This is a genomic window from Bacillus paranthracis (assembly GCF_001883995.1).
GTDB lineage: Bacteria > Bacillota > Bacilli > Bacillales > Bacillaceae_G > Bacillus_A > Bacillus_A paranthracis.
On sequence record NZ_MACE01000008.1, the window covers coordinates 1 to 23,295 of the forward strand.

A 23,295-nucleotide genomic window follows, 5' to 3' on the forward strand; every position below is an offset into this window, starting at 1 on the left:
ATTGAATTTGCATACTTAGTATGCGAATTCAGGAGGTGTTTTTTTCATGTGCCACTATTCGGGTTCACTTCACGAAGCCCAAGCTTTTTATTTCATTATTTCTTTTCGTCTTTCTTAGCGTCAGCTTTTTGCTCTTTGAAAAGATCTTTCAAATCTTTATCATCAACTTTTACGTCAGCTTTTTTGATTTCTTTCATCATAAGATCGTTCATGAATTCGCCGTCTTGTGATTTCTTCTGAACGATTTCTTTTTTGATGTCAGCTTTAGATTGTTCGAATGATTTTTCTGGCTCTTTAATGTCTGTTACTTTAATGATGTGGTAACCGAATTGTGATTTCACAGGTTCGCTTACTTCATCTTTTTTCAGCTTATAAGCAGCCTCTTCGAATTCTTTAACCATTTTGCCAGGTCCGAAGAATCCTAAGTCGCCACCTTTTTCTTTTGAACCAGTATCTTCAGAGTATTGTTTCGCTAACTCTTCGAAAGATTTACCTTGTCCAAGTTCTTCTTTTACCTTTTTCGCAGTTGCTTCATCTTTTACAAGAATGTGGCTTGCTTTAATTTCAGGCTTGTAGTTGTCTTTTAATTCTTTATCAGTGATTGTTTTCTCGATAGCCTTTTCTTGCGCTAATTGAGCACGCACACCATTTTTTATAGTTTCTTCTTTAATACCTTGTTGTTTTAATAGTGTATCGAATTGATCACCGTATTGTTTTTTCATTTCATCGAACTTTTTGTCTACATCTTTGTCTTCAACTTTGTAGTTTTTAATAAGTACTTTTTCCATAACCATGTTGTTTAGTACTTGTTTACCATATTGTTGTTTCATTTGCGTGTAGAAATCTTCTTTTGTAATGTCACCAGCTTTAGAAGTAACAACTTTGTCTGATGATGATGATGTTCCACATGCTGATAATGCGATTACACTTGTTGCGGCTAAGGCAAGCATAGCTTTCTTCATTCGATAAACACTCCTACTATTATGTATTTTTAATTTATCCTACACCAATGAATTTTAGTTCATAAGAGCCCGATTAAGTCTCACTGATACTTTTGCTTTGTATATTGGTAAAGCGCGCTTAACAGGGCTTACCGAGGCTTTAGGATAAAGTTAAGATGCGTGTCATTTATTTCATAGTATAAGCAATATGTACAAAATTTAATATATCATATTTCGACGTGTTTTCATATTGATAAAGAAAAATTAACCAGTACGTGTCAGATTTTGAAGGTGTGCCATATTGGGCGTATGTCGCATATACAGAAAAGAGGAGGGGATGGGGGATGAATTCTCAACTTATTTTATTACTTGTACTGTTTATTTTATTGGTTATTGTAGGTATAATTTGCTTATAGAGGAAAAAAGTGAGGAAGGGGCTTTCCTTCCTCACTTTCCATGAAATATAATTTCTATATAACTAGAAATTAATAAAATTGTTATACATACATTAATAACCCGAAAGACACCGGGTTGGCGGCTCGCAGATATTTGTTTTCGTTCACACAGTGTATGTGTCATGAAATTCGTGTAAAATATAACAAGAAGTGCGAATGCGACAAAAACAACTGTTATAAGTGTCATGAGGCGAGACCTCCTTTTGGCTAAAATACATATACTTTATATATTGTATCATACGATATTTTGTTCGTGTTATAAAATTCAGAAATAGAAGACTTTGTGTTAGAAAGTGAGGGAGAAAATGGACGTTGTTAGAAGATTAGAACAAGCTGAATACTACGTAGACCTACTATTTAAAATGATTGATGAAGAAAAGTGTCCATTTTATTCTTTGATCATAAAGAAAAAAGCTCGTAAAAAAGATGTTGAACGTATACTACATCTTTGTGAAAAACTGAACGAACAATATGTAGCGGAGAAAGCAGAAGGCCTTCTTTTGTTCGATGCGCTGTTAGATCAATTTGAAAAAGCGCTTCCACATCAGCTCGAAGTACACGAAACTGCGGAAGCGCTAGCAAAACAAGGTTTATTCAAACCGCTTATGAATGAATTCTTAAGCATGATTGCGAAAAAATAAATAGATTATTTCTTAACTAACTTCTGATCGGATTCTGTAAAGTTCTCTTCAATATCTTCTAATGATTTCTCAAAAATATCGATGAAGTCTTGTCCGTAAATGTTACGCAAGATAGCAATCAGTTCGATGTTTTCTGGGAACTTCCCATAAAAATTACGAAGTGCAAGAGCCCCATTAAACACTGAATTATTTTCAGGGTCATACTCCTCCATTAAGCGAAGTAGTAATTCTTCCCCTTTGTCTGTAATTTCGATGTACGTATTTCGTTTATCATCTTCTTTTTTCGAGAATACAAGATAGCCGCGTTCTTCCAACTTTTTCGAGAAGTTAAACGCCGTTGATACGTGCATAACTCCAAACTTAGCAATCTCAGAAATAGAAGCCCCTTTTAAATGATAAGCGATTGTTAAAATATGATGCTCATTAATGTTTAAATCATAAGGTTTAATCCACATCTGCCAATCTTTCTCTACACATTTCCATAACGCTTTCGATAATTGAGCAATGCGTTGGCTGAAAATCATCGCTTCTTTTACCGAGTAATCTTTTTCTCCACTTTTCATATACTCACCCACTTTAACATTCTTTTTCATTACTATCTATTATGCCAGTAAAATAAAAATTAATAAAGTCTTTTTGTGAGAATTGTGAAAATTTTTTAAAAAAATGACATTCTATACAAATCATGCATAACTATGGAAGCGGTTTATGAGTCATGAATACATGTGTTGTCCATACATGTTAAGTGATAACATATATTGTAAATGCATAAAAACACGGCATATCTATGTGATATGCCGTGTTAAGGTCCATTTATATAAAAAATATTTGTTATATGCAAAAAACTAAGCAGGAATTTGTTTACGCTTTTTCCGGAACAGCTTCTTGTAGTTTCTCAATTGATTTTTGAATGTCCAAAATCTCTTTCTCAATATGTCGTTTGTTTTGAGAAATATCTTGCTTCCAGTTAGAAAGTGTATCGTGCATATCGTCTTTTAATTCTTGGAACACTTCTTTACCTTCTGAAGCAGTTTCAACGATTTGACGTTTTAATAATTTTGTATCAGCTGTAATATCAGCTAAAGTCTTTTTAATATCATTTCCTTTTTCTTTTAACTTGCCGCGCATGTCTTTGCCAGAAGAAGGAGTTGAGAAAAGAACAGCTAGTCCAGCAACTGCTCCGCCGCAAATGACACCGGTAATAAAGGATTTAGCTTTTGACATAAAAGGAGACCTCCTTATTTTTTGTTCGTATTCATGATGTGAAAAAATATGCATATCTTTAAGACGAGGGAAAGGAAAGTGTGCAGTCCCTGGCATCTTAAGTGGAGAAACAAGCCGTGCCATATTTAATCACTTTAGGAAAGTGGCTTGTTATGTATGACTACTTATTATAGTGTCACTATTTCACGCTATTTGCAATTGTACTTGCGATGTTTTGTAAATTTTCCATTGTGTATTCATTTTGATGTGATTTCCAAACAGCACCGAAACCATCGTTTTCACCGTAGCGTGGAATTAAATGAAGGTGGAAGTGGAACACAGTTTGTCCAGCTTTTTCACCGTTGTTGTTAAGTAGGTTAAAGCCAACTGGATTAAACTCTGCTTTAATCGCATTTGCGATTTTTGGAACGACAGAAAAAATATGTGATGCGATTTCTGGCGTTAACGCAAAAATGTCTTGTTTGTGAACTTTCGGAATAACAAGAGTATGTCCTTTTGTCACTTGACTAATATCTAAAAATGCAAGCACATGTTCATCTTCGTATACTTTTGAGCAAGGGATTTGCCCGTCAATGATTTTGCAAAAAATACAATTATCCGCTGTATGATTCATTGATCTCATCCTTTCAAATATCCTTAGCCGTATTTTACCATAATTACATAAGAGAACAAACACGAAAAACAGGAAGCTGACTCAGCTTCCTGTTTTCTGAAGAGGGATTGAAAAAGCATTATCGTAATTTACGTTTCGCAGACACCTCATTTATTTTAAGAAATGCACGGTAAATCGGCTAAAGTTTCTGCCGTAGACACCCCATTTTCAAGTGAAATGAATTGCAATCTTTTTAAATGAAATTGTTTACTTTTTAAAACAGTATATGCTCTTTCGGAGACACCCCGTTTCGAAAATAAAACAAATAATCTGGTTATGTGTAAATTCCTTTGTCCAACATGGACACCCCATTTCATGATGACTTCACTATGTTGTTGTACTCATCAATAGGTGGTCGCTTTTTCAATGTGTTCCTTCTTCAATAATTATGATGTCCGCTTTCGTAATAATATATGCGAACAAATTTAAATTTTTTTTGAACGCATCGATACTATGTAGTACAGCGTAATTTTTGGTAAGATGAATATAGAACGAATATAAATGAAGAAAGTGGTGTCGTATGAGCGAGTTATTGCGTGTAGAAAATGTTACAGGAGGATATACGAAACGACCTGTATTAAAAGATGTTTCGTTCTCTGTGAATAAAGGTGAACTTGTCGGCTTAATCGGTTTAAATGGAGCAGGTAAAAGTACGACGATTAAACATATTATCGGTTTAATGGAACCGAAAAAAGGAACTGTCACGATTAATGGGAAAACAATTCGTGATGATATGACAGCGTACCGTTCTAGTTTTTCGTTCATCCCAGAAACACCAGTATTATATGATGAGCTAACGCTAGAAGAACATTTGAAGTTAACAGCGATGGCTTACGGTGTTGATGAAAAACAATATGAAGAACGTGTAGGACAATTATTACAAGAATTCCGTATGAAAAATCGTTTGAAATGGTTTCCGTCTCATTTCTCAAAAGGGATGAAACAAAAAGTAATGATTATGAGTGCGTTTTTAGTAGAGCCATCTCTTTACATCGTAGACGAACCGTTCGTTGGGCTTGATCCGTTAGCGATCCAATCCCTTCTTCAAATGATGGATCAAATGAAAAAGAGCGGCGCAGGTATTTTAATGAGTACACACATTTTAGCGACGGCAGAGCGTTATTGTGATTCATTCATTATTCTGCATCAAGGTGAAGTAAGAGCGAAGGGAACATTATCTGAACTGCAATCTGACTTTAATATGCCTGGTGCAACATTAGATGACATTTATATTGCATTAACGAAGGAAGAAGATTATGAATAGCACAGCGTTATGGAAAGAACGATTTCGTTACTTTTTACAAGAAGTTCGTACATATAGTAAATACGTATTTAATGATCATTTAAAATTTATTTTCGTATTCATCATCGGCGCAGGAGCGTATTATTACCAGCAATGGTTACAAACGTTAACACCTTCGTTTCCGACTGCGCTCGTTATGGCAGTGTTACTTGGATTCGTATTAACGGCCGGATCTATTCAAACGTTATTAAAAGAAGCGGATCTCGTTTACTTACTGCCAGTGGAAGAAAAGTTAAAACCATACTTCACAAAGGCATTTCTTTTTACGTTTATGATTCAGTTATACATAATTGCAATCGTAGCAGCAGCGCTTGCTCCGTTATACTTCCAGCAAATGAAACAAACAGGAGCTGGTTACATATGGATTGTAACCGCGTTTATCATTGTAAAAGCGTGGAACTTATTCGTCGCGTGGGAAAAGTCATTTTTAACAGATCAAAATATACAAAGAGCCGATTGGTTCATTCGATTTATTTTAAACGCCTTATTTGTTTATTTCCTTGTGGAACGTACTTCCGTTATGTTTATTGCCGGAATCATCCTTCTGATGGTGTTATACCTCGCTATTCTGCATCAAATGGTGAAGGGAAAGCCGTTAAACTGGGAGTATTTAATTTCTGAAGAAGGTAAGAAGATGATGCTGCTGTACCGCATCGCGAACATGTTCGTTGATGTACCAGCATTAAAAGAGAGAGTAGCACGTAGAAAATGGCTTGATTTCATTCTTTCGATGATCGGTGAAAAGCGTACCTATTTATACTTATATACGAGAACGTTCTTAAGATCTGGTAATTATTTTGGCTTATATGTGCGCCTGCTCGCTCTTGGCGGAGTTATTCTTTACTTCATTCCGTTTTTATATGGACGATTTATTGTAAGCCTTATCTTCCTATACTTAATCGGTTATCAGCTATTAACTTTATGGAAACATCACCGCATGAAAATTTGGCTTGATTTGTACCCAGTAGGCGGAGAAGAGAAGAAGAAAGATTTTCTTACTTTATTAAATGCAATTCTCATTATTGGCAGCGTTGTATTTACAATCATATTTGCACTTGCTACGAAAGATTTCATGATGACAGGAATTTTACTAGTCGTAAGCATAGTATTTAGTATCGGTTTCGTTTATCAATACGGGGCAAAACGTATTGAGCGTTTAAATTGAAGGGAATGAACCTATGATTACATATGAAGAAAAGGTTATAAAAGAACTGGAGCAGTGGAAAGCTACATTCATGAAAGATTCTTCTATGATGACACGGTTCTCAAAGAAAGTGCAGACGAAAGTACAGCAGCTTATTCCGGCGAAAGTGCAAAAAGTATTAACAGAAACGATTCGGATGATGGTGCAAACAATTAGTGCCGGATCAAACTTTATAAAGCCGAAATTAAAAGAGACGAACTGGTCATTGCAAAGACGAGATGATGAAGTACGTAAAAAAATGGATGAGTATAAAAAAATAGCAGCGGCAGAAGGAGCGGGGACGGGAGCAGGCGGTATTCTCCTTGGCCTTGCTGACTTTCCGCTGTTGCTCGGCATTAAAATTAAATTTTTATTCGATGCAGCAACATTGTACGGATTTGATACGAGCGATAAAGAAGAGCGCCTTTTTATCCTTCACGTTTTCCAACTTGCCTTTTCAAGTGATGAACACCGAAAAGAAATATGGAAAGCAATCGAAACGTGGGATACAGAAGAAGAAAATCATATGGACTGGGAAAAGTTCCAAACAGAGTACCGAGACTATATCGATTTAGCGAAAATGCTTCAGCTCGTACCAATAATCGGTGCCCCGGTCGGCGCATATGCAAACTATCAATTACTGCAAAGACTTGGAGAAGTAACGATGAATTGTTATCGTATGCGATTGTTGAATAAGGATTAAAAACAAGGCGTCCTACATGTGTAATGTAGGACGCCTTTTCTTAGAAGCCAAGCCCAATATAGCTAACTCCAACTATAATCAATACGACAAAAAGTACAATGAGTAATGAAAATCCACTTTTGCCAGCTTGTCCAGCTTCCCCGCCGCCATTACCACCACTACCGCCTTTACCACCAAGTCCCATATGATATCCTCCTTATTGTTATATATTGCTTTTGTTTTATATTCTTCTCCATTTACCAATAAATTCCTCCTGGAGCGCTAACTAACTTGAAAATCATTTCGTTTCATTTTATAATTTACTTACCGACCGGTAAGTAAAAATAAGTGAGGTACAGTATGACAAAGAATTTACAAACATCGCAAAACATTGTAGAGGCTTCATTTAAACTTATGGCAGAGCACGGCATTGAGAAGATGAGCCTTTCCATGATTGCGAAAGAGGTAGGTATTTCAAAACCGGCCATTTATTATCATTTTTCTTCTAAAGAAGCGTTAGTCGATTTTTTATTTGAAGAAATTTTCTCTGGGTATCATTTCGTGAGTTATTTCGATAAAGAGCAATATACGAAAGAAAACTTTGCAGAAAAGTTAATCGCAGATGGTTTACATATGCTCTCTGAGTATGAAGGACAAGAAGGAATACTGCGCGTCATAAATGAATTTATCGTAACTGCGGCGCGAAATGAAAAGTATCAGAAACGCTTATTTGAAATACAAGAAGAGTTTTTAAATGGTTTCCACGAATTATTGAAGAAAGGCGCGAGACTGGGCGTTGTGTCACAAGATGCAACGGAAGAAAACGCTCATACGCTAGCGCTTGTAATTGATAATATGAGCAATTACATACTCATGGGATTTCAGTTAAAGTATAAGGAAATTTGGATTCGAAATGTGAAAAACGTCATGAAGGAGGAGTAAAGATGAAAATGCAAAAAAACTGGTGGCTCGGTTTTCTTGGATTTATTGGGGTGTATAAAATTCCAGGCATGATAGAAGCTTTTCAAGCGGATGGAAATTGGATGAAGTTAATCGGTTTCATTTGGCTACTTTGGTTCGGATATTTTATTCCTGAGAAGAAAGAAGATTGAATTTCAATTTTCTGTAAGGTTATGTAAAATATAGATTGAGACTATTCATATATTAGATTACTAGATTTGGAGTGGTTACATGGATCCATTGAAAAATGAAATTCACCCTGACATGGTCAAGGTGTGGAAAGTTCGGGCTGTAATTGAAGAAGGAATCGGTATTCTTGTCATTTTAGCTTACCTTTTCCTCATGATAAAGTTTGATTGGTGGGCGTGGATTTTGTATGTGATGATTGGGCTAACAGTTGTGTTCGCACCATTTTCGTACTTTTTATTCCCAAAACTACGTCAGCGTTATTACAGCTACCAACTAAATGAAGAAGAACTTGAAATTCAACACGGTCTTTTCGTCGTAAAGCGCGTATTAGTACCGATGATTCGTGTACAGCATGTGACGATTGAACAAGGACCGATTATGAGAAAATACGGTTTAGCAGAATTACACATTTCAACAGCAGCAACTTCTCACAGCATTCCAGGCTTAACGATGTATGAAGCGGAAATGTTGAAAACGAAAATCGCAGAATTAGCGAAAGTGAGTGATGAGGATGTATAAGAGGCAGCATCCAATCACGATGTTACTGGAATTAAAAATAACAGATTTTATACCACTCTTTATTTTCATGTTTAGCTTAAATGGAAAATTCCCGTTTTGGTATTTAATTCCCGCTGCATTCGGTTTACTCACCGTTTTTTCAGCGTTTGAAAAATGGTATTACACAACATACTGGGTTGAAAATAACGTATTACATGTAAAACAAGGCCTCTTTGTGAAGAAGGAGAGCTACTTAAATAAAGAACGTGTTCAAACGATTAATACAAGTTCTAACGTGTTATATCAAATGCTTGGCTTAAAGAAAATCCAAATCGAAACAGCTGGTGGGGGCGATGATGCGGAGGTTAGTTTAGCCGGTATTACAGTAGAAGAGGCAACTGAGCTTATTGCTTTGCTAAATGAGCCAACTCCAGAAATGAAAGCAGAAGGAACGCTAGACGAAAAAGCGGAACATGCAATAGAAAAAGAAATCGTTACAGAAGAAAAACAAACGACAGAATATAAATTGACTTGGAAAGAAATTTTACTAGCCTCTGTTACATCGGGGCAGTTTGGACTATTATTCTCGTTAATCTTTTTCGTGTATCACCAAGTAGAGGAATACATTCCGAAATGGATAGAGAATGGCGTAAAGTCGTATGTAATGGACCACGATATATATGGCTTGATTTTCATGATAGCCATTTTGATCGTCCTTTCATGGATTATATCGACAATCGGTTATGCGCTAAAACATGGAGATTTCACAGTAAATCGAAGAAATGACGAAGTCCGCATTTCACAAGGATTACTTGAGAAAAAAGAACTTGTCCTAAAGTTACATCGTATTCAAGGTATTACGATAAAAGAAAGTATTTTACGTCAGCCATTCGGCTATTGTGCTGTGCAAGTAGAAGTGATTCAAAGTAAGGGAACGGGTGACGAAAAAGAAAAAGTTACACTCCATCCAATCATTCGAAAAGACCGAGTACAACAGTTACTCGCACATTTACAATTACCATACGAACTGAATACAAATATGATTTCATTACCAAAAGCAGCATTACGCCGCTATCTCATTGATAGCTTTGTCTTTTTCGCAATGATAGCTATCCCGCTTATTGGAATAAGTATATACCCTGAAAAGCACTTCATTATGTGGGCACTCATTCCGCTTGCGATCCTCATCTTTATACTTGGATACGCAACATTTAAAACAAATGGTTACAGTGTAAATGGAGAGCAAATTACGCTTGTATATCGTAGTGTTGGAAAATATACAGGACTTGTTAGAAGAAGACACGTCCAATCAATGGAAAAGACGCAATCCTATTTCCAGCGCCGCGCGGATTTATGTACGTATAAGTTTTCGAGCGCATCATCGAGTTATAAATTAGAGCATACGAGAGTAGAAGATGCGGAGAGAATGCAGGATTGGTATAAGAAGAGAATAAGTGAGAATTAAATGGAATGGCTCGTCTTTTGCGGAAGGCGGGCTGTTTTTTTGTGTAAAGCTGATGGAAAATAATTTTAATTTCATATTTTCATTTTATTAATTCTATTTATTTTAATAATGTTTCTTCAAATATACGATGGTAAGGAGAAATTTTTTTGTTTTTATGAATAGAGTTCGTTCCTAAAACATTTGTTATAGGGACGTTAGTATTCTTTTAAAAGTATTCATATGATGGAGTATAGGTGGTTTATAAATCAGCAGTTTGTATTTATTACAACTTAGGATTAGAAAAGGCTGTATAATCACCCGTTAAATCGCTCATAAATGTAGCAATCGGAAGGTGGATGTGTTTCTTTTCTTAAATAAAATACTGGCAGTAAATCGATAAATATAAGTGAAAATAAGAAAAATGTCTGAAATACGGACAAGACAATACATATATTCGAGATTGTGGTAAAATAATTGTATACCAACTTTATCCTGATTAGTAAAATTTTAGATTTTATTTGTGATATATTTAAGCATTTGTTGTTAAATGTTGTTTTAATAATATATTTATAAGGTGGAATGGTTATGAAAAAGGAAGAATTTTTGTTGTATTCCGAAAATAGAATATTACCAACATTTATTGAATTAGAAGGAAGATATTATCCTACATATGCTAGTAAATTACACCCTTTTTGTATAACTACTTTGGGAGAGCATAATATTACCATCACACTTTGTGAGGCGCTTAAAATAAAAAAAAAGAAAGAGCCGGTAGAAGAGTTTCTGTAAAGCGAAATTAGCGATATAGAGATTTCTGTTGTTAAGAAGCTCACCGCTGTTCTTTTCCTTCCTGGGACTCGAATTAATTTAGACCTAATTCTCAATTTAAAAAATGGAAGACGACTACATTTAGAGTGCGAAACTATACGTGTTTTGCCACAAATCATAAATCTTTTTTCTAAAAAAGTATAACGGTTAAAGATCCTTTGGATTTAGAACATATTTTTCTGTCTAAAGATTCTATTGAAGAAGTCTATGAATATTTAGAGAGTAATCTTGAAAACATGGCTAAGGAAAAAGGAATAAGTATATTTCGATTAAAGCAAACTGAAGATTAATTATACATTTTAATGGATTGGAGGATTTTTAGTGGTTGAGTTTATAGGAAACCTTTTGATTATTTATTTTGTAGTTTAAGACTGATAACACTAATATACATAAATAATAGGATTCCTTTTTGATAATCAAGTGAATTAAATGCTATGTAAGAAAATAACGTTGCGAAAGTTTGGAAGCAAAACCAAATCATGTTTGGGTAGATGATTCTAAATCTCCATATTATAATACGCTACAAGAAAAGCCCGTAAGAGGTAGATGGAAGTCAGCTGAAAATATGTATATCCCAGCATATGATTATGGATTCGTAATTAATTATAATACGGAATCACGTACACCATACAAAGGAAGCGCGATCTTCTTCCATGTCTCTACTTCATGGACAGAAGGATGTACAGGTGTAGATAAACAAAATGTGATTGATATTTTAAGATGGATTGATCCAGGGAAAAAACCTGTTATTATTCAAACCCCTGAAAATGAACTGATAAATTATTAAGTTAATAACCTAAAAAAATTCAAGTCTACTTTCATTAGTAGGCTTTTTTGTTAAGTATGCAATTTTTGTTTTGTTGGTGTAATCAAATGCCCATAGAGCTAGCAAAATGGATTGCCCCTAAAATAATAAAAATGATATAAAATTTTCGTCTTTGGAGACAACTAATTATTAATTTGATGATTTAGCTGATTTTTTTATGTAGTTATTGAAAAACACTATAGTTTCTAGAGAGTGAACAGGGATTTTGAATTGATTCAAAGTTGACGGAACAAAATAAAACGAATTGAGCAAAAAAACTTGCAAAACTAAAAGAGGAGTTATATATTAATTGATGCATCAAATATTGAGGTATCAATTAATGTTTTAATAAGTAAGAAGGAGGAATTTTCGAAAACGTGTTATTCAGACGATGTCGGATTTTTATATAAGCTATAAGATTAAAGCAAAGATAGAGGGGGCACAATACTATGGAAATAATCGCAGCTATTTTAGTCGGGATCGTAGCATTAGAACATTTATTTATCATGATCCTCGAAATGTTTTTTATGAATTCAAAAGTGGCAAAACGTGCTTTTCAATTACCCGAGCATTTAGAAGGAGATCGAAACGTAGCCATTATGTTTGCAAACCAAGGTTTATATAATGGATTTTTAGCCGTTGGTCTCATTTGGGGACTTATACTTGGTCTCAATTCAATTGGTTATATGGTTCAATTATTCTTTGTAATGTGTGTGGTAGTAGCAGCTCTGTTCGGCGGTTTCACATCTAATAAATCAATTATTGTAAAACAAGGACTTCCAGCTATATTAGCGTTGATTGCCCTTTTAATTGTGATATAGAACTAAAGCGTTTGTATAAAAGAACTCATTTTTGAAAAATACGTTATTCTTTCTTCCTATAGGCTCATAGGAAAGAATAGCGTATTTTTTCTTTTTAAGGGGGTATATCCTTCAATTTAATCAAAAATGTAAATTCTTTTTTTAGCGCGATTGTTATGAAAATACGTATTACATTAAGGATTAGAACCGGATTAACGCTTTAAAATATAGAAGGTGGGGAAAATAATGTAAAAAAACTATTGTATGTTTAAAAACAGTGTGTTACATTTGTGTTACAAAATAGTTACGAACCGTAACTTATATTGCAGTTTGTTTTCTTTTTGTTTTTTAGTATGTTACAAATCGGAGTGTGTATCAAATCGTCAGAAGATATATGAAGTTCAAAAAGTTTTTCTATGTGTATAAGAGTGTGTGTAGTAAAGAGCTTGGTGAGAACTTTGCGCACATTATTAAAATTCCTTTCTGTCTTTAAAAGAAGAAAACCAACTATTTAGGAGTTTTAAGTAATGATAGTAAATGAAATGTACTTCCTTTCCCGCACATAAAGTACATATTTACGCTCAGTCTAATTACTACACAGACTTTTATACATATAAAGCTATTGTTTTAGGGGATATATAGGAGGAGAAAAAATGAAAAAGTTATTAATGGTAATTGGACTTACATTTTTAATGTTAGCTGGATGTAGTAATGGGAATTTTGACAAAGTAATGGATGAAGGAAAGACCGCGTTAACGAATAAAGAGTATAAAAATGCCTTATCATCATTTGAAAAAGCACTAGATGAGAAGAAAGATGATTCAGATGCAAAGGTGCTTGTAGAACAAACAAAAGCAATGATTGAAGCTGTGAAGTTAAAAGAAGAAACAAAGGTAGAAGAATCAATCAAGTCATTTGAAAAAGTAGAGAACATGAAGGATGGAAATAGTACGTTAGTAAAACAAGCGAAGGAAGAACGAACAGCATTATTAGCTATCGTCGAACAAAAAAAGAAGTATAGCGAGCAACTAGTGAAAAGTGAAGAGTTAATAAATAAGAAAAATTACGCAGAAGCGAAAGATATATTAAATAAGCTAGTTTCAGAAACAAAAGATAACAAAAATCTTGAAGAATATAATAAAAAGGCTTCAGGATTAATTACTAAAATTGGTGAAGCAGAAAAGAATGCAACGGTAGCGAAGGCAGAAAAAACTAATGTAGCAACGAATCAAAAGGTAACAACAGAGAAGCCTCAAAAAGTAGAAACAGAAAAGAACCAAAAGGTAACGACAGAGAAGCCTCAAAAGGTAGAAGCAGAAAAGAACCAAAAGGTAACAGCAGAGAAGCCTCAAAAAGTAGAAACAGAAAAGAACCAGAAGGTAACGACAGAGAAGAACCAAAAGGTAGAAACAGGAAAGACTCAAGATGCATTTACTTTTGAGAAAGCGAAAGAATATATTAAAAATGAATATAAAGAAGACTATGATTATACGCTAGAAAATACGCAAGTAGAGAATGGAAAGAAATATTATCAAATTAGAGTGCGTACGACATATAAAATAGAAGGCGCAGCTGGATCAGGATTTACTGGCGTATTTAAAGTATTTGAAGATGGTACAATTGTTGAAGTGCACTAAATTAATGGAAAGGTATCCTCAAAGTGTTTGAGGATACCTTTTGAGCGTAAAAAAAGCATCTAGCAAAAGTACTAGATGCAAATAAAAACACAAGGGAAGACAAAATTCTTCCCTTTTCCCGTAAGTAATTATATCAAAAAATTTATAAAAAACTAGCTTTATTTTTAATATAATTGATGTGTGAAGCTATGAAAGTATAAGATTACACTATTTTTGTAGTGTTTTGTTGAAAAAGGAGCCACGTATATGATTAATTTTAAATCAGAAAATTTGAACCAACTATTAAAAGTAATGTTAATTAGTGCCAATAAGTCTTACGATGCGATTAAAGAGTATGAATGTACGGGAGAAGCAGTCGTATTCTGTGTAGACTTCGAATATATTGACGTTTCTCTTATGATTGTAGATATGCTAGGAAGATCGGCTTCTAGATTTAATATTTTGCCATTTGCTAAGCCAGATACGAATGAGATAGATTACATTCAGTTTCAAGTGTATTCCATTAATGAAGGGAATTTTAAAGAAGTTCTCGATACGATGTAAAAAACTATAATTTTACAAAAATGTATATACCAACTAATATATAAGTAATACATTCATATAATTGGAGTGATGAGATGCAGCCGTTAGAAAGGGAGATTCATTCTAATATGCTGAAAGTGTGGCGAATTCATGCTTTAATTGGGGCGGCAGTTATACTAGCAGTCGTAATTGCGTATTTCTTTTTTATGATCAATTTTAATTGGTGGGGTTGGTTGTTTGGCTTGTTAGTCACAGGAGCTATTCTATTTATTCCGCTCGATTATTTTGTATTTCCAAATTTACGTCAGCGCTATTATAGTTACAGATTAAATGAAGAAGAGATTGAGATTCAAAAGGGAATGTTCGTTGTAAAACGCGTGCTTATTCCGATGATTCGTGTGCAGCACGTAACGATTGAACAGGGCCCGATTATGAGAAAGTACAATTTAGCAGAATTACATATTTCAACAGCAGCAACTTCTCATAGTATTCCAGGTTTAACGAAAGAAGAAGCAGAGCAGTTGAAAAGACAAATTGGAGAACTTGCGAAAGTGAGTGATGAGGATGTATAAGAGGCAACATCCAATCACGATTTTATTAGGTATTCGAATTGCGACTTTGTTGCCTTTTATTTTTCTTGTTTTATTTCGATCAGATGGTCAAGTAGAACCATGGTATTTCTTCCACCTTATTCTTTTGGCTCTATTATTCATTATGGCTATTTTTTCAGCGATAAAATGGTATTTCAAAGTGTACTGGGTTGAAAATAATATTTTACATATTAAACATGGCGTCTTTGTAAAAAAAGAAAGTTACTTAAATAAAGAACGTGTGCAAAATATTAGTACGTCTTCTAACATCATCTATCAAATACTTGGACTGACGAAATTAAATATTGAAGCGGCAGGCGGCGGTACTGAGCCAGAAGTGATGTTGGCGGGTATTAGAGAAGCAGAAGCGAAGGAACTCATTGCTTTATTACATAAAGAAAGAAGTGTTGTGAGTGAAGAAGGGCCTGCGGAAGAAGGAAGTAAGACGGTATATCAGTTAACAACGAAAGAGATTTTAGCAGCATCTATTACATCTGGTAGATTCGGATTAGTGTTTTCTATGTTAGTCATCCTTTACACAGAGTTTAATCAATTTCTACCAGAATGGCTTATCAATAAAGTAGAAACGTATGTGATGGATAACGGTGTATATGAATTAATCGTTATGGCGGCGATTTTAATGGCAGTGTCGTGGGTCATTTCAACAGCAGGTTATGCATTAAAATATGCGAACTTTAAAATTGAGCGAAACGGAAATGAAGTTCGCATCGTGCAAGGTTTATTTGATAAGAAAGAGTTTGTTTTAAAATTACACCGTATTCAAGCGATTACGGTGAAAGAAGGCATTCTCCGCCAGCCTTTCGGATATTGCTCTGTCGAAGTAGAAGTCATTCAAAGTATAGAAGCGGCAGGAAATGAAGTGATGTTACATCCTTTTATGAAGAAAAAAGATGTGCAGCAGTTACTCGCATATTTACAGTTGCCGTATGAAATGGAAGCGGAAATCGTTCCTTTACCAAAAGAAGCATTACGCCGTTACATAATAATGGGGTGGATTACAAGTGCCGTACTCGCTGTGCCAATCATAGGTGCGAGTATATATTTTAAACAAAATATCGCGTTATTCACTCTCATACCACTATGTATTATATTTACGTTACTTGCATACGCGCGGTATACAAGTAGTGGTTATATGATACGGGACAATCAGTTAGTCATGGTATACCGAGGACTCGCGAAATATACAGGAATCATGCGAAGAAGGCATGTGCAAGCAGTCGGATACAGTCAGTCGTATTTCCAAAAGAAAGACGAGCTATGTACAGCTAACGTGTCAGTAGCGGGGCATCGTTACAAAGTGAAGCATATGCAAAAAGAAGATGCGCTTCGTATATATAATTGGTATAAAGAAAAAGGAAACACCGGTGTGTAACGGTGTTTCCTTTTTGTGTCGTGATTTGTCGATAAGTCGATATATCTCAAAAATCGCTGATATAATTTGAGTTGCGCCGATATATTTTAAAAATCGCTGATATATTTCGAGTTGCGCCGATATATTCGAAAAATCGCCGATATAATTTCATGTACCGTATCCTTGGAGAAACCACGATACAAAAACCCTAAACTAACACATCAAAAGTAGTCACGAAAGACGGACGAGAGAAAATACTCTTTTGCTGTTCTGCATGTGGATGCGCCGGTGCTTGTCCTTCTGCTTGTGCGGGGCGTTTTTTATGAGCATTTTCGAATGAACGTGATTCTGTCCAGTCTTTAAAGTTTTGCTCTGTTTCCCACATCGTTAAGATGACATATGTATCGTTACTTAATGGGCGTAGAACGCGGATTGCTTGGAATCCTGGTTCGTTTTCAATAAGGCCTGCGCGGTTTTTAAAACGGTTTTCAAATACTGGGCGACCTTCGTCTGTTACAGAAATGTTGTTACAAACGATATAGCCAGGTTGTCCTTTAAATTCTCCAACAGCGTCTAGTACATCATACTTAAGAGATCCTTCTACAGATTCTTCTGTATTTTCTTTATAAAACATATTTTTTTCATCATTTTTTGCAGTGAAATGTGCTTGTTCTAGAGGTGTTTCGTATGAAATAATAGCCTTCATTTTAATGCCCCCTTACTTATTTGTTTCTATTATATCAACTCTCTTAAAAAACTTCGAAGATTATATACATAAAGATACTTCTTTTTCAAATAATAAATGTACCATCATTTGGAAAGAAGGCCGATGTATGAAGAAAGTAAAGTGGACTTTATTAGGTGGGTTAGCAACGCTACTATTAGCGATTGTCCTTTATAAACTAATTGTGTTAGCTGGTGGCTATATGATGGATGAAAAGCAGCTCGTTTTCCACTCTTCATCACGTATCGTTGACCAGAAAGGGAAAGAAATTACGAAATTATACGTAGAAAATAGAGACCTCGTACCAATCGAGCAAATTCCGAAATATGTGCAGCAGGCGTTCGTTGCGGTGGAAGATTCTCGTTTTTATGAGCATCAAGGAATTGATTACCCGTCTATATTTCGTGCTCTTTATAAAGACACGTTAGCTGGAGGGAAGGTCGAAGGCGGTAGCACGATTACGCAGCAACTTGCTAAAAACGTTTTTTTAACTCGTGAAAAAACATTTACGCGTAAGTTGAAGGAAGTCGCAATTTCCCTTCAATTAGAGCAAAAATATACGAAGCAACAAATTCTTGAAATGTATATGAATCATATTTATTTTGGACATGGAGCTTACGGTATTCAAGCAGCAGCAAAGTTATATTTTAATAAAAATGTAGAAGATTTAACAGTAGAAGAAGGAGCAATGCTTGCAGGTCTTCCGAAGTCGCCAAACGGATATTCACCTTATTTTTCTCCAGAGAAGAGTAAGGAACGCCGTGATTTAGTATTGTCACTTATGCATAAACAAGGCTATTTGACTGCCGAAGAAAGCGTACGTTATCAAGGAAAGACAATTGCACTATATAAAAACTTAGATGAGAATGAACTCGCATATATGCCGTATATTGATATGGTTATAGATGAAGCAGCTCGTTTATACGGATTGTCTCATCAAGAAGTGCTTCGCGGAGGATATACGTTTGTCGTACCGATGGATGAAAAAATTCAAAAGGTAGCGTATAACCAGTTTCAAGATGCAAGGAATTTCCCTGGGAAAGAAGAGGGGGCGCAAGGTGCTTTTTTATTAATGGATAATCGTACGGGCGGCATTAAAGCTGCGATTGGCGGAAGAAAGTACGTCCCGAGAGGATTTAATCGCGTTTTTGCAAAAAGACAGCCCGGTTCTGTGCTAAAACCACTTATCGTCTATGCGCCAGCACTCGAAACGAAAAAGTATAATCCGTATTCTTTATTGACGAATGAAAGACATTCTTTTGAAGGTTATGAGCCTCGGAACTATAACCGTGAATATTCGAAAGAAATAACGATGTACGATGCGATTTTAGAGTCAGCAAATGTACCAGCAGTTTCTTTATTAAACGAGTTGGGGGTAGAAGAAGGAAAGCAATATTTAGAGAAAGGGAATGTTCACATTGCCGATGCTGGTTTAAGCACAGCGCTTGGCGGATTGAAAAATGGTGTTTCAACATTTGATCTTGTGAAAATGTATCGTGCGTTTTTAGCAAATGGTGATATTATTGAGCCGCACGTTATTGATAAAGTGTTAAATAGACACGGCGCAGTCATTGGAGAATCACCAAAAGTAGAAACGAAAATTTTCTCGAAACAAACGGCATGGTATATGACAAAAATGTTAGAAGGAGTTGTAAAGGAAGGGACAGCGAAAGCCGGTGTATATAACGGAGCGTTAGCTGGGAAAACAGGTACAACTTCCTTACCAAATGACGATAATGGGGCGAGGGATATGTGGTTCGTTGGCTATACGCCAAATTTAGTAGGCGCTGTTTGGATTGGTTATGACCGCATAGATAAAGAGCATCAGTTGCAAGGAGAAAGTGCGTCAGCAACAAAATTATTTAAGAAAATTTTAACGAAAGCAAATGTAGAACAGAAAGAGCAGTTTAGGAAACCAGAAGGTGTGGAAACAATCGGTGCTCCAATTCGGCTGCGCAAGATTGAAGATGTGAAAATGAAATTAGCATTTAGCCCTTTCGGTTTATTTAAAGCGAAATTAAGCTGGACACCACTTCCAGATGAAAGAATTATGTATCGTATTTATAGAGTGGAAAATGGAATTCATACGCATGTAGGTACTGTAAATGGTGCCGGGGAATATGAGGAAAAGTTCGTTAACATCTTTTCAAAACCGAGTTTTTACGTTGTGCCATATAACACACAAACGAATCGCGAAGGAGAAAAGTCAAAAGTAGCTAAACCATAGTTTTTCTCTGTGTTATAATAAGAATGTTGTGAAAATAGTAAGCGTTTTTAAGAATGTTTGTGTCAATTTAATGAACAACGTACATAATATTATGCATTTTGTTTTTACAAGCTGTATAGTAAAAAAAGATAAATATCGAACGTATTCGAAGCATTGTGGTAAGGAAGGGAGCTAGGGTCTTGGTAAGAACTATAAATGAGACATTTTTAAAAGCATGTAGGGGGGAACGTACTGATTATGTACCAGCATGGTATATGCGTCAAGCAGGTCGTTCGCAGCCGGAATATAGAAAGATAAAAGAAAAGTATTCTTTATTTGAAATTACACATAATCCAGAGTTATGTGCTTACGTTACAAAACTGCCAGTTGATCAGTATAACGTAGACGCAGCAATTCTTTATAAAGATATTATGTCACCACTACCTGCAATTGGTGTGGATGTAGAAATTAAATCAGGTATTGGCCCAGTTATTGATAATCCAATCCGTTCTTTACAAGACGTAGAAAAACTAGGGGAAATCAATCCAGAAGATGACGTACCGTACATATTAGATACAATTCGTTTATTAACGACTGAAATGCTAGACGTACCGTTAATCGGTTTTTCAGGAGCTCCATTTACGTTAGCGAGCTATATGATTGAAGGCGGTCCATCTCGTAACTACCATAATACGAAAGCGTTCATGTATGCAGAGCCGAAAGCTTGGTTCGCTTTAATGGATAAGCTAGCAGATATGGTTATTACATATTTAAAAGCGCAAATTAACGCAGGGGCAAAAGCAGTTCAAATTTTCGATTCTTGGGTTGGAACAGTAAACGTAGCAGATTACCGCGTATTTATTAAACCGGCAATGGAGCGTATTTTTGCAGAAGTTCGCACGATGGGTGTACCGATGATTATGCACGGCGTAGGAGCTGCACACTTAGTAAATGAATGGCACGACTTACCGCTTGATGTAGTCGGTTTAGACTGGCGTTTACCAATTGAAGAAGCACGTGCACGCGGCGTTCACAAGGCGGTACAAGGTAATATGGATCCTTCGTTCTTACTTGCGCCATGGTCTGTTATTGAAGAACATGTAAAAGGTATTTTAGATCAAGGGATGAAACAGCCGGGTTATATCTTTAACTTAGGTCACGGTGTATTCCCAGAAGTAAATCCAGATACATTAAAACGTTTAACTACATTTATTCATGAATACTCTAAAGGGCAGTTAGCGAAGTAAAGGAGAATTGCTGTATGAAAAAGAAAATTGGTTTGCTTGTAATGGCATACGGAACGCCATATAAAGAAGAAGATATTGAACGTTACTATACACATATTCGCAGAGGAAGAAAGCCAAGTCCTGAAATGCTAGAAGATTTAACAGAGCGTTACCGTGCAATTGGTGGTATTTCTCCTTTAGCTACTATTACATTAGAGCAAGCTAAGAAGTTAGAGAAGCGTTTAAATGAAGTACAAGATGAAGTCGAGTACCATATGTATCTTGGCTTAAAACATATTGAACCGTTCATTGAAGATGCGGTGAAAGATATGCATAACGACGGTATACAAGATGCAATCGCACTTGTTCTTGCGCCGCACTATTCTACGTTTAGCGTAAAATCATACGTTGGACGAGCACAAGAAGAAGCTGAGAAACTTGGAAACTTAACAATTCATGGCATCGATAGCTGGTATAAAGAACCGAAATTTATCCAGTATTGGGTTGATGCAGTGAAAGGTATATATAACGGTATGTCAGACGCAGAACGTGAAAAAGCAGTATTAATCGTATCAGCTCATAGCTTACCAGAAAAAATTATCGCAATGGGCGATCCCTATCCAGATCAATTAAATGAAACAGCGGACTATATTGCAAGAGGCGCTGAAGTAGCAAACTATGCAGTAGGTTGGCAAAGTGCAGGAAACACACCAGATCCTTGGATTGGTCCAGATGTACAAGATTTAACGAGAGAACTAAATGAAAAGCACGGTTATACTTCATTCGTATATGCACCAGTTGGATTTGTTGCGGAACATTTAGAAGTTTTATATGACAACGACTTTGAGTGTAAAGTTGTAACAGATGAAATTGGCGCGAAATATTATCGTCCAGAAATGCCAAACGCATCGGATGCATTTATTGACTGCTTAACAGATGTTGTAGTAAAGAAAAAAGAATCTGTACTGTAAGAAGAAAGGGGGAGCCTGCTTGAGGAAAAAAGTTGTGATCATCGGCGGAGGCATCACTGGATTAACAGCAATGTATAACTTACAAAAAAATATTCATGAAAAAAACTTGCCGATTGATACATTACTGATAGAAGCATCGGGTAAACTTGGCGGAAAAATTCAAACCGTTCGAAAAGATGGATTTACAATTGAGCGCGGACCGGATTCTTTCTTAGCACGAAAAGAAAGTGCAGCTAGATTAGTGAAAGAATTAGGTCTTGGCGATGAGCTTGTAAATAACCAGGCCGGTCAATCATTTATCCTCGTAAACAATCGGTTACATAAAATGCCGAGCGGATCAATGATGGGAATTCCAACGCAAATTACGCCGTTTCTATTTTCCGGGCTGTTCTCCCCAATTGGTAAACTAAGAGCTGGTTTTGATCTATTAATGCCAAGATCAAAGCCAGTATCTGACCAATCACTCGGGCACTTTTTCAGACATCGCCTCGGAAATGAAGTGGTTGAAAATTTAATAGAACCATTACTATCTGGTATTTATGCAGGGGATATTGATGAAATGAGCTTAATGTCAACATTCCCGCAAATGTATCAAATTGAGCAGAAACATCGTAGTATTTCACTCGGTATGCGTACGCTCGCTCCGAAAGAAGAGAAAGCTGAACCGAAAAAGGGAATCTTCCAAACAGTGAAAACCGGTTTAGAATCTATCGTAGAATCTCTCGAATCAAAGATGCATGAAGGTACGATAATAAAGGGAACTCGCATTGAAAAAGTTGCAAAACAGGGTGATGGCTATGCGATTACTCTTAGTAACGGAAAAGAAATAGAAGCAGACGCGGTCGTAGTGGCAAGCTCACATAAAGTATTGCCATCTATGTTTGCGCAGTACAAGCAATTTCGTTTCTTCCGCAACATTCCATCCACATCAGTTGCGAATGTGGCAATGGCTTTTCCGAAATCAGCTATTCAGCGCGATATTGATGGTACAGGATTTGTCGTATCCAGAAATAGCGATTACACAATTACAGCATGTACGTGGACACATAAAAAGTGGCCACATACAACGCCAGAAGGAAAAACGCTTCTTCGATGTTACGTTGGACGACCTGGTGATGAAGCGGTTGTAGAACAAACAGAAGAGGAACTCGTTCAGCTTGTACTAGAAGACTTACGAAAGACGATGGATATTACAGAGGACCCAGAGTTTACAGTCGTAAGCCGCTGGAAAGAAGCGATGCCCCAATATACAGTAGGTCATAATGAGCGAATGAAGAAACTCACAACATTTATGGAGAAAGAGTTGCCGGGTATATACTTGGCAGGTAGTTCTTACGCTGGTTCTGGTCTGCCGGACTGTATTGATCAAGGTGAGAGGGCTGCAAAACGTGTACTCTCTCATTTGGAGAAAGTAATGAATACGGAATTAATCGCACAATAAG

Annotated in this window: 25 protein-coding genes and 1 pseudogene; 19 read left to right on the forward strand and 7 right to left on the reverse strand. The window is 35.9% G+C overall.

The features are described 5' to 3' along the window. Positions 1–95: 95 nt before the first annotated feature. Positions 96–962: a peptidylprolyl isomerase PrsA gene (gene prsA, locus BAQ46_RS01685; protein WP_001993409.1), complete on the reverse strand. Its 867-nt coding sequence runs from the start codon at positions 960–962 to the stop codon at positions 96–98. 426 nt (positions 963–1,388) lie between these two features. Then, on the reverse strand, positions 1,389–1,583 hold the full coding sequence (locus BAQ46_RS01690; RefSeq protein WP_000172692.1) for a hypothetical protein: 195 nt from the start codon (positions 1,581–1,583) through the stop codon (positions 1,389–1,391). A 118-nt stretch (positions 1,584–1,701) separates the two neighbouring features. On the opposite strand from BAQ46_RS01690, the gene BAQ46_RS01695 reads away from it, so the two are divergent. After that, positions 1,702–2,037 carry a DUF1878 family protein gene (locus BAQ46_RS01695; protein WP_000383660.1) on the forward strand — a complete coding sequence of 112 codons (336 nt, stop codon included), beginning with the start codon at positions 1,702–1,704 and terminating at the stop codon, positions 2,035–2,037. 5 nt (positions 2,038–2,042) lie between these two features. On the opposite strand, the gene BAQ46_RS01700 is transcribed toward BAQ46_RS01695, so the two are convergent. From BAQ46_RS01700 to BAQ46_RS01710, 3 genes are all read right to left on the reverse strand, one after another. Beyond that, the gene (locus tag BAQ46_RS01700) at positions 2,043–2,600 is read right to left on the reverse strand and encodes an HTH-type transcriptional regulator Hpr (RefSeq protein WP_000834918.1); all 558 of its coding nucleotides are present in this window, start codon (positions 2,598–2,600) and stop codon (positions 2,043–2,045) included. A gap of 298 nt (positions 2,601–2,898) precedes the next feature. Beyond that, positions 2,899–3,261 (reverse strand): YtxH domain-containing protein, encoded by a 363-nt coding sequence (locus BAQ46_RS01705; protein WP_000030300.1) that lies wholly within the window; start codon positions 3,259–3,261, stop codon positions 2,899–2,901. A gap of 178 nt (positions 3,262–3,439) precedes the next feature. Beyond that, positions 3,440–3,874: an HIT family protein gene (locus BAQ46_RS01710; protein WP_001016840.1), complete on the reverse strand. Its 435-nt coding sequence runs from the start codon at positions 3,872–3,874 to the stop codon at positions 3,440–3,442. A 559-nt stretch (positions 3,875–4,433) separates the two neighbouring features. Here BAQ46_RS01710 and ecsA point away from each other — a divergent pair. The 3 genes from ecsA to ecsC are packed head-to-tail and all read left to right on the forward strand — an operon-like array spanning position 4,434 to position 7,102. After that, positions 4,434–5,177 (forward strand): ABC transporter ATP-binding protein EcsA, encoded by a 744-nt coding sequence (gene ecsA / locus BAQ46_RS01715; protein WP_071711167.1) that lies wholly within the window; start codon positions 4,434–4,436, stop codon positions 5,175–5,177. After that, the gene (gene ecsB / locus BAQ46_RS01720; protein ID WP_071741537.1) at positions 5,170–6,381 is read left to right on the forward strand and encodes an ABC transporter permease EcsB; all 1,212 of its coding nucleotides are present in this window, start codon (positions 5,170–5,172) and stop codon (positions 6,379–6,381) included. Before ecsA ends, ecsB begins: the two co-directional genes overlap by 8 nt. A gap of 13 nt (positions 6,382–6,394) precedes the next feature. Then, positions 6,395–7,102 (forward strand): ecs operon protein EcsC, encoded by a 708-nt coding sequence (gene ecsC, locus BAQ46_RS01725; RefSeq protein WP_000634130.1) that lies wholly within the window; start codon positions 6,395–6,397, stop codon positions 7,100–7,102. Positions 7,103–7,142: 40 nt separating this feature from the next. Here the strand turns inward: ecsC and BAQ46_RS01730 are convergent, their stop codons facing one another. Continuing rightward, entirely contained in the window at positions 7,143–7,286 is a 144-nt protein-coding gene (locus tag BAQ46_RS01730) for a YjcZ family sporulation protein (protein ID WP_000522746.1), read from the reverse strand. 155 nt (positions 7,287–7,441) lie between these two features. On the opposite strand from BAQ46_RS01730, the gene BAQ46_RS01735 reads away from it, so the two are divergent. From BAQ46_RS01735 to BAQ46_RS01785, 11 genes and pseudogenes are all read left to right on the forward strand, one after another. Next, positions 7,442–8,023 (forward strand): TetR/AcrR family transcriptional regulator, encoded by a 582-nt coding sequence (locus BAQ46_RS01735; protein ID WP_000164849.1) that lies wholly within the window; start codon positions 7,442–7,444, stop codon positions 8,021–8,023. A gap of 2 nt (positions 8,024–8,025) precedes the next feature. Further along, on the forward strand, positions 8,026–8,193 hold the full coding sequence (locus BAQ46_RS30525; RefSeq protein ID WP_000783813.1) for a hypothetical protein: 168 nt from the start codon (positions 8,026–8,028) through the stop codon (positions 8,191–8,193). 79 nt (positions 8,194–8,272) lie between these two features. Continuing rightward, a complete protein-coding gene (locus BAQ46_RS01745; protein WP_000371358.1) occupies positions 8,273–8,749 on the forward strand; it encodes a PH domain-containing protein in 477 nt (158 codons plus the stop codon). After that, on the forward strand, positions 8,742–10,193 hold the full coding sequence (locus BAQ46_RS01750; protein WP_071741538.1) for a PH domain-containing protein: 1,452 nt from the start codon (positions 8,742–8,744) through the stop codon (positions 10,191–10,193). The genes BAQ46_RS01745 and BAQ46_RS01750 overlap by 8 nt, the downstream gene beginning before the upstream one ends. A gap of 564 nt (positions 10,194–10,757) precedes the next feature. Further along, the gene (locus BAQ46_RS30980) at positions 10,758–10,961 is read left to right on the forward strand and encodes a hypothetical protein (RefSeq protein ID WP_249024538.1); all 204 of its coding nucleotides are present in this window, start codon (positions 10,758–10,760) and stop codon (positions 10,959–10,961) included. 511 nt (positions 10,962–11,472) lie between these two features. Further along, positions 11,473–11,787: pseudogene (locus BAQ46_RS01760) on the forward strand (L,D-transpeptidase family protein); the annotation flags it as partial. A gap of 467 nt (positions 11,788–12,254) precedes the next feature. Then, positions 12,255–12,626: a DUF1304 domain-containing protein gene (locus tag BAQ46_RS01765; protein ID WP_000402491.1), complete on the forward strand. Its 372-nt coding sequence runs from the start codon at positions 12,255–12,257 to the stop codon at positions 12,624–12,626. A 632-nt stretch (positions 12,627–13,258) separates the two neighbouring features. Continuing rightward, positions 13,259–14,242, forward strand: coding sequence for a hypothetical protein (locus tag BAQ46_RS01770; RefSeq protein ID WP_071741540.1), 984 nt, complete (start codon positions 13,259–13,261; stop codon positions 14,240–14,242). A gap of 246 nt (positions 14,243–14,488) precedes the next feature. Then, positions 14,489–14,785: a hypothetical protein gene (locus BAQ46_RS01775; protein ID WP_000606841.1), complete on the forward strand. Its 297-nt coding sequence runs from the start codon at positions 14,489–14,491 to the stop codon at positions 14,783–14,785. A 74-nt stretch (positions 14,786–14,859) separates the two neighbouring features. Then, complete coding sequence (locus BAQ46_RS01780) at positions 14,860–15,336, forward strand: PH domain-containing protein (RefSeq protein ID WP_001182705.1); 477 nt, start codon at positions 14,860–14,862, stop codon at positions 15,334–15,336. Continuing rightward, the gene (locus BAQ46_RS01785) at positions 15,329–16,747 is read left to right on the forward strand and encodes a PH domain-containing protein (protein WP_071741541.1); all 1,419 of its coding nucleotides are present in this window, start codon (positions 15,329–15,331) and stop codon (positions 16,745–16,747) included. Before BAQ46_RS01780 ends, BAQ46_RS01785 begins: the two co-directional genes overlap by 8 nt. Positions 16,748–16,934: 187 nt before the next feature. Here the strand turns inward: BAQ46_RS01785 and hmoB are convergent, their stop codons facing one another. After that, entirely contained in the window at positions 16,935–17,432 is a 498-nt protein-coding gene (gene hmoB / locus BAQ46_RS01795) for a heme-degrading monooxygenase HmoB (protein WP_000644055.1), read from the reverse strand. Between the two features lie 127 nt (positions 17,433–17,559). Between hmoB and BAQ46_RS01800 the strand changes: the two genes are divergently transcribed. From BAQ46_RS01800 to hemY, 4 genes are all read left to right on the forward strand, one after another. Next, positions 17,560–19,677 (forward strand): transglycosylase domain-containing protein, encoded by a 2,118-nt coding sequence (locus tag BAQ46_RS01800; protein WP_071741542.1) that lies wholly within the window; start codon positions 17,560–17,562, stop codon positions 19,675–19,677. A 179-nt stretch (positions 19,678–19,856) separates the two neighbouring features. Next, entirely contained in the window at positions 19,857–20,903 is a 1,047-nt protein-coding gene (hemE, locus tag BAQ46_RS01805; RefSeq protein ID WP_000252614.1) for a uroporphyrinogen decarboxylase, read from the forward strand. A gap of 14 nt (positions 20,904–20,917) precedes the next feature. Next, positions 20,918–21,853 (forward strand): ferrochelatase, encoded by a 936-nt coding sequence (gene hemH / locus BAQ46_RS01810; protein WP_000726777.1) that lies wholly within the window; start codon positions 20,918–20,920, stop codon positions 21,851–21,853. A 19-nt stretch (positions 21,854–21,872) separates the two neighbouring features. Continuing rightward, positions 21,873–23,294, forward strand: coding sequence for a protoporphyrinogen oxidase (gene hemY / locus BAQ46_RS01815; RefSeq protein ID WP_071741543.1), 1,422 nt, complete (start codon positions 21,873–21,875; stop codon positions 23,292–23,294). The last annotated feature ends 1 nt before the right edge of the window (position 23,295 follow it).

What these genes read in the sequence shown, in the direction of transcription:
- BAQ46_RS01770 (WP_071741540.1), top strand. Translation starts at nt 13,259, where the DNA reads ATGAAAAAGTTATTAATGGTAATTGGACTTACATTTTTAATGTTAGCT.
- BAQ46_RS01690 (WP_000172692.1), bottom strand. Translation starts at nt 1,583, where the DNA reads ATGACACTTATAACAGTTGTTTTTGTCGCATTCGCACTTCTTGTTATA.
- ecsC (WP_000634130.1), top strand. Translation starts at nt 6,395, where the DNA reads ATGATTACATATGAAGAAAAGGTTATAAAAGAACTGGAGCAGTGGAAA.
- ecsA (WP_071711167.1), top strand. Translation starts at nt 4,434, where the DNA reads ATGAGCGAGTTATTGCGTGTAGAAAATGTTACAGGAGGATATACGAAA.
- BAQ46_RS01745 (WP_000371358.1), top strand. Translation starts at nt 8,273, where the DNA reads ATGGATCCATTGAAAAATGAAATTCACCCTGACATGGTCAAGGTGTGG.
- BAQ46_RS01750 (WP_071741538.1), top strand. Translation starts at nt 8,742, where the DNA reads ATGTATAAGAGGCAGCATCCAATCACGATGTTACTGGAATTAAAAATA.
- hmoB (WP_000644055.1), bottom strand. Translation starts at nt 17,432, where the DNA reads ATGAAGGCTATTATTTCATACGAAACACCTCTAGAACAAGCACATTTC.
- BAQ46_RS01710 (WP_001016840.1), bottom strand. Translation starts at nt 3,874, where the DNA reads ATGAATCATACAGCGGATAATTGTATTTTTTGCAAAATCATTGACGGG.
- BAQ46_RS01780 (WP_001182705.1), top strand. Translation starts at nt 14,860, where the DNA reads ATGCAGCCGTTAGAAAGGGAGATTCATTCTAATATGCTGAAAGTGTGG.
- BAQ46_RS01730 (WP_000522746.1), bottom strand. Translation starts at nt 7,286, where the DNA reads ATGGGACTTGGTGGTAAAGGCGGTAGTGGTGGTAATGGCGGCGGGGAA.
- BAQ46_RS01700 (WP_000834918.1), bottom strand. Translation starts at nt 2,600, where the DNA reads ATGAAAAGTGGAGAAAAAGATTACTCGGTAAAAGAAGCGATGATTTTC.
- BAQ46_RS01775 (WP_000606841.1), top strand. Translation starts at nt 14,489, where the DNA reads ATGATTAATTTTAAATCAGAAAATTTGAACCAACTATTAAAAGTAATG.
- ecsB (WP_071741537.1), top strand. Translation starts at nt 5,170, where the DNA reads ATGAATAGCACAGCGTTATGGAAAGAACGATTTCGTTACTTTTTACAA.
- BAQ46_RS01765 (WP_000402491.1), top strand. Translation starts at nt 12,255, where the DNA reads ATGGAAATAATCGCAGCTATTTTAGTCGGGATCGTAGCATTAGAACAT.
- prsA (WP_001993409.1), bottom strand. Translation starts at nt 962, where the DNA reads ATGAAGAAAGCTATGCTTGCCTTAGCCGCAACAAGTGTAATCGCATTA.
- BAQ46_RS01800 (WP_071741542.1), top strand. Translation starts at nt 17,560, where the DNA reads ATGAAGAAAGTAAAGTGGACTTTATTAGGTGGGTTAGCAACGCTACTA.
- hemH (WP_000726777.1), top strand. Translation starts at nt 20,918, where the DNA reads ATGAAAAAGAAAATTGGTTTGCTTGTAATGGCATACGGAACGCCATAT.
- BAQ46_RS01695 (WP_000383660.1), top strand. Translation starts at nt 1,702, where the DNA reads ATGGACGTTGTTAGAAGATTAGAACAAGCTGAATACTACGTAGACCTA.
- BAQ46_RS01735 (WP_000164849.1), top strand. Translation starts at nt 7,442, where the DNA reads ATGACAAAGAATTTACAAACATCGCAAAACATTGTAGAGGCTTCATTT.
- BAQ46_RS30980 (WP_249024538.1), top strand. Translation starts at nt 10,758, where the DNA reads ATGAAAAAGGAAGAATTTTTGTTGTATTCCGAAAATAGAATATTACCA.
- BAQ46_RS01785 (WP_071741541.1), top strand. Translation starts at nt 15,329, where the DNA reads ATGTATAAGAGGCAACATCCAATCACGATTTTATTAGGTATTCGAATT.
- BAQ46_RS30525 (WP_000783813.1), top strand. Translation starts at nt 8,026, where the DNA reads ATGAAAATGCAAAAAAACTGGTGGCTCGGTTTTCTTGGATTTATTGGG.
- BAQ46_RS01705 (WP_000030300.1), bottom strand. Translation starts at nt 3,261, where the DNA reads ATGTCAAAAGCTAAATCCTTTATTACCGGTGTCATTTGCGGCGGAGCA.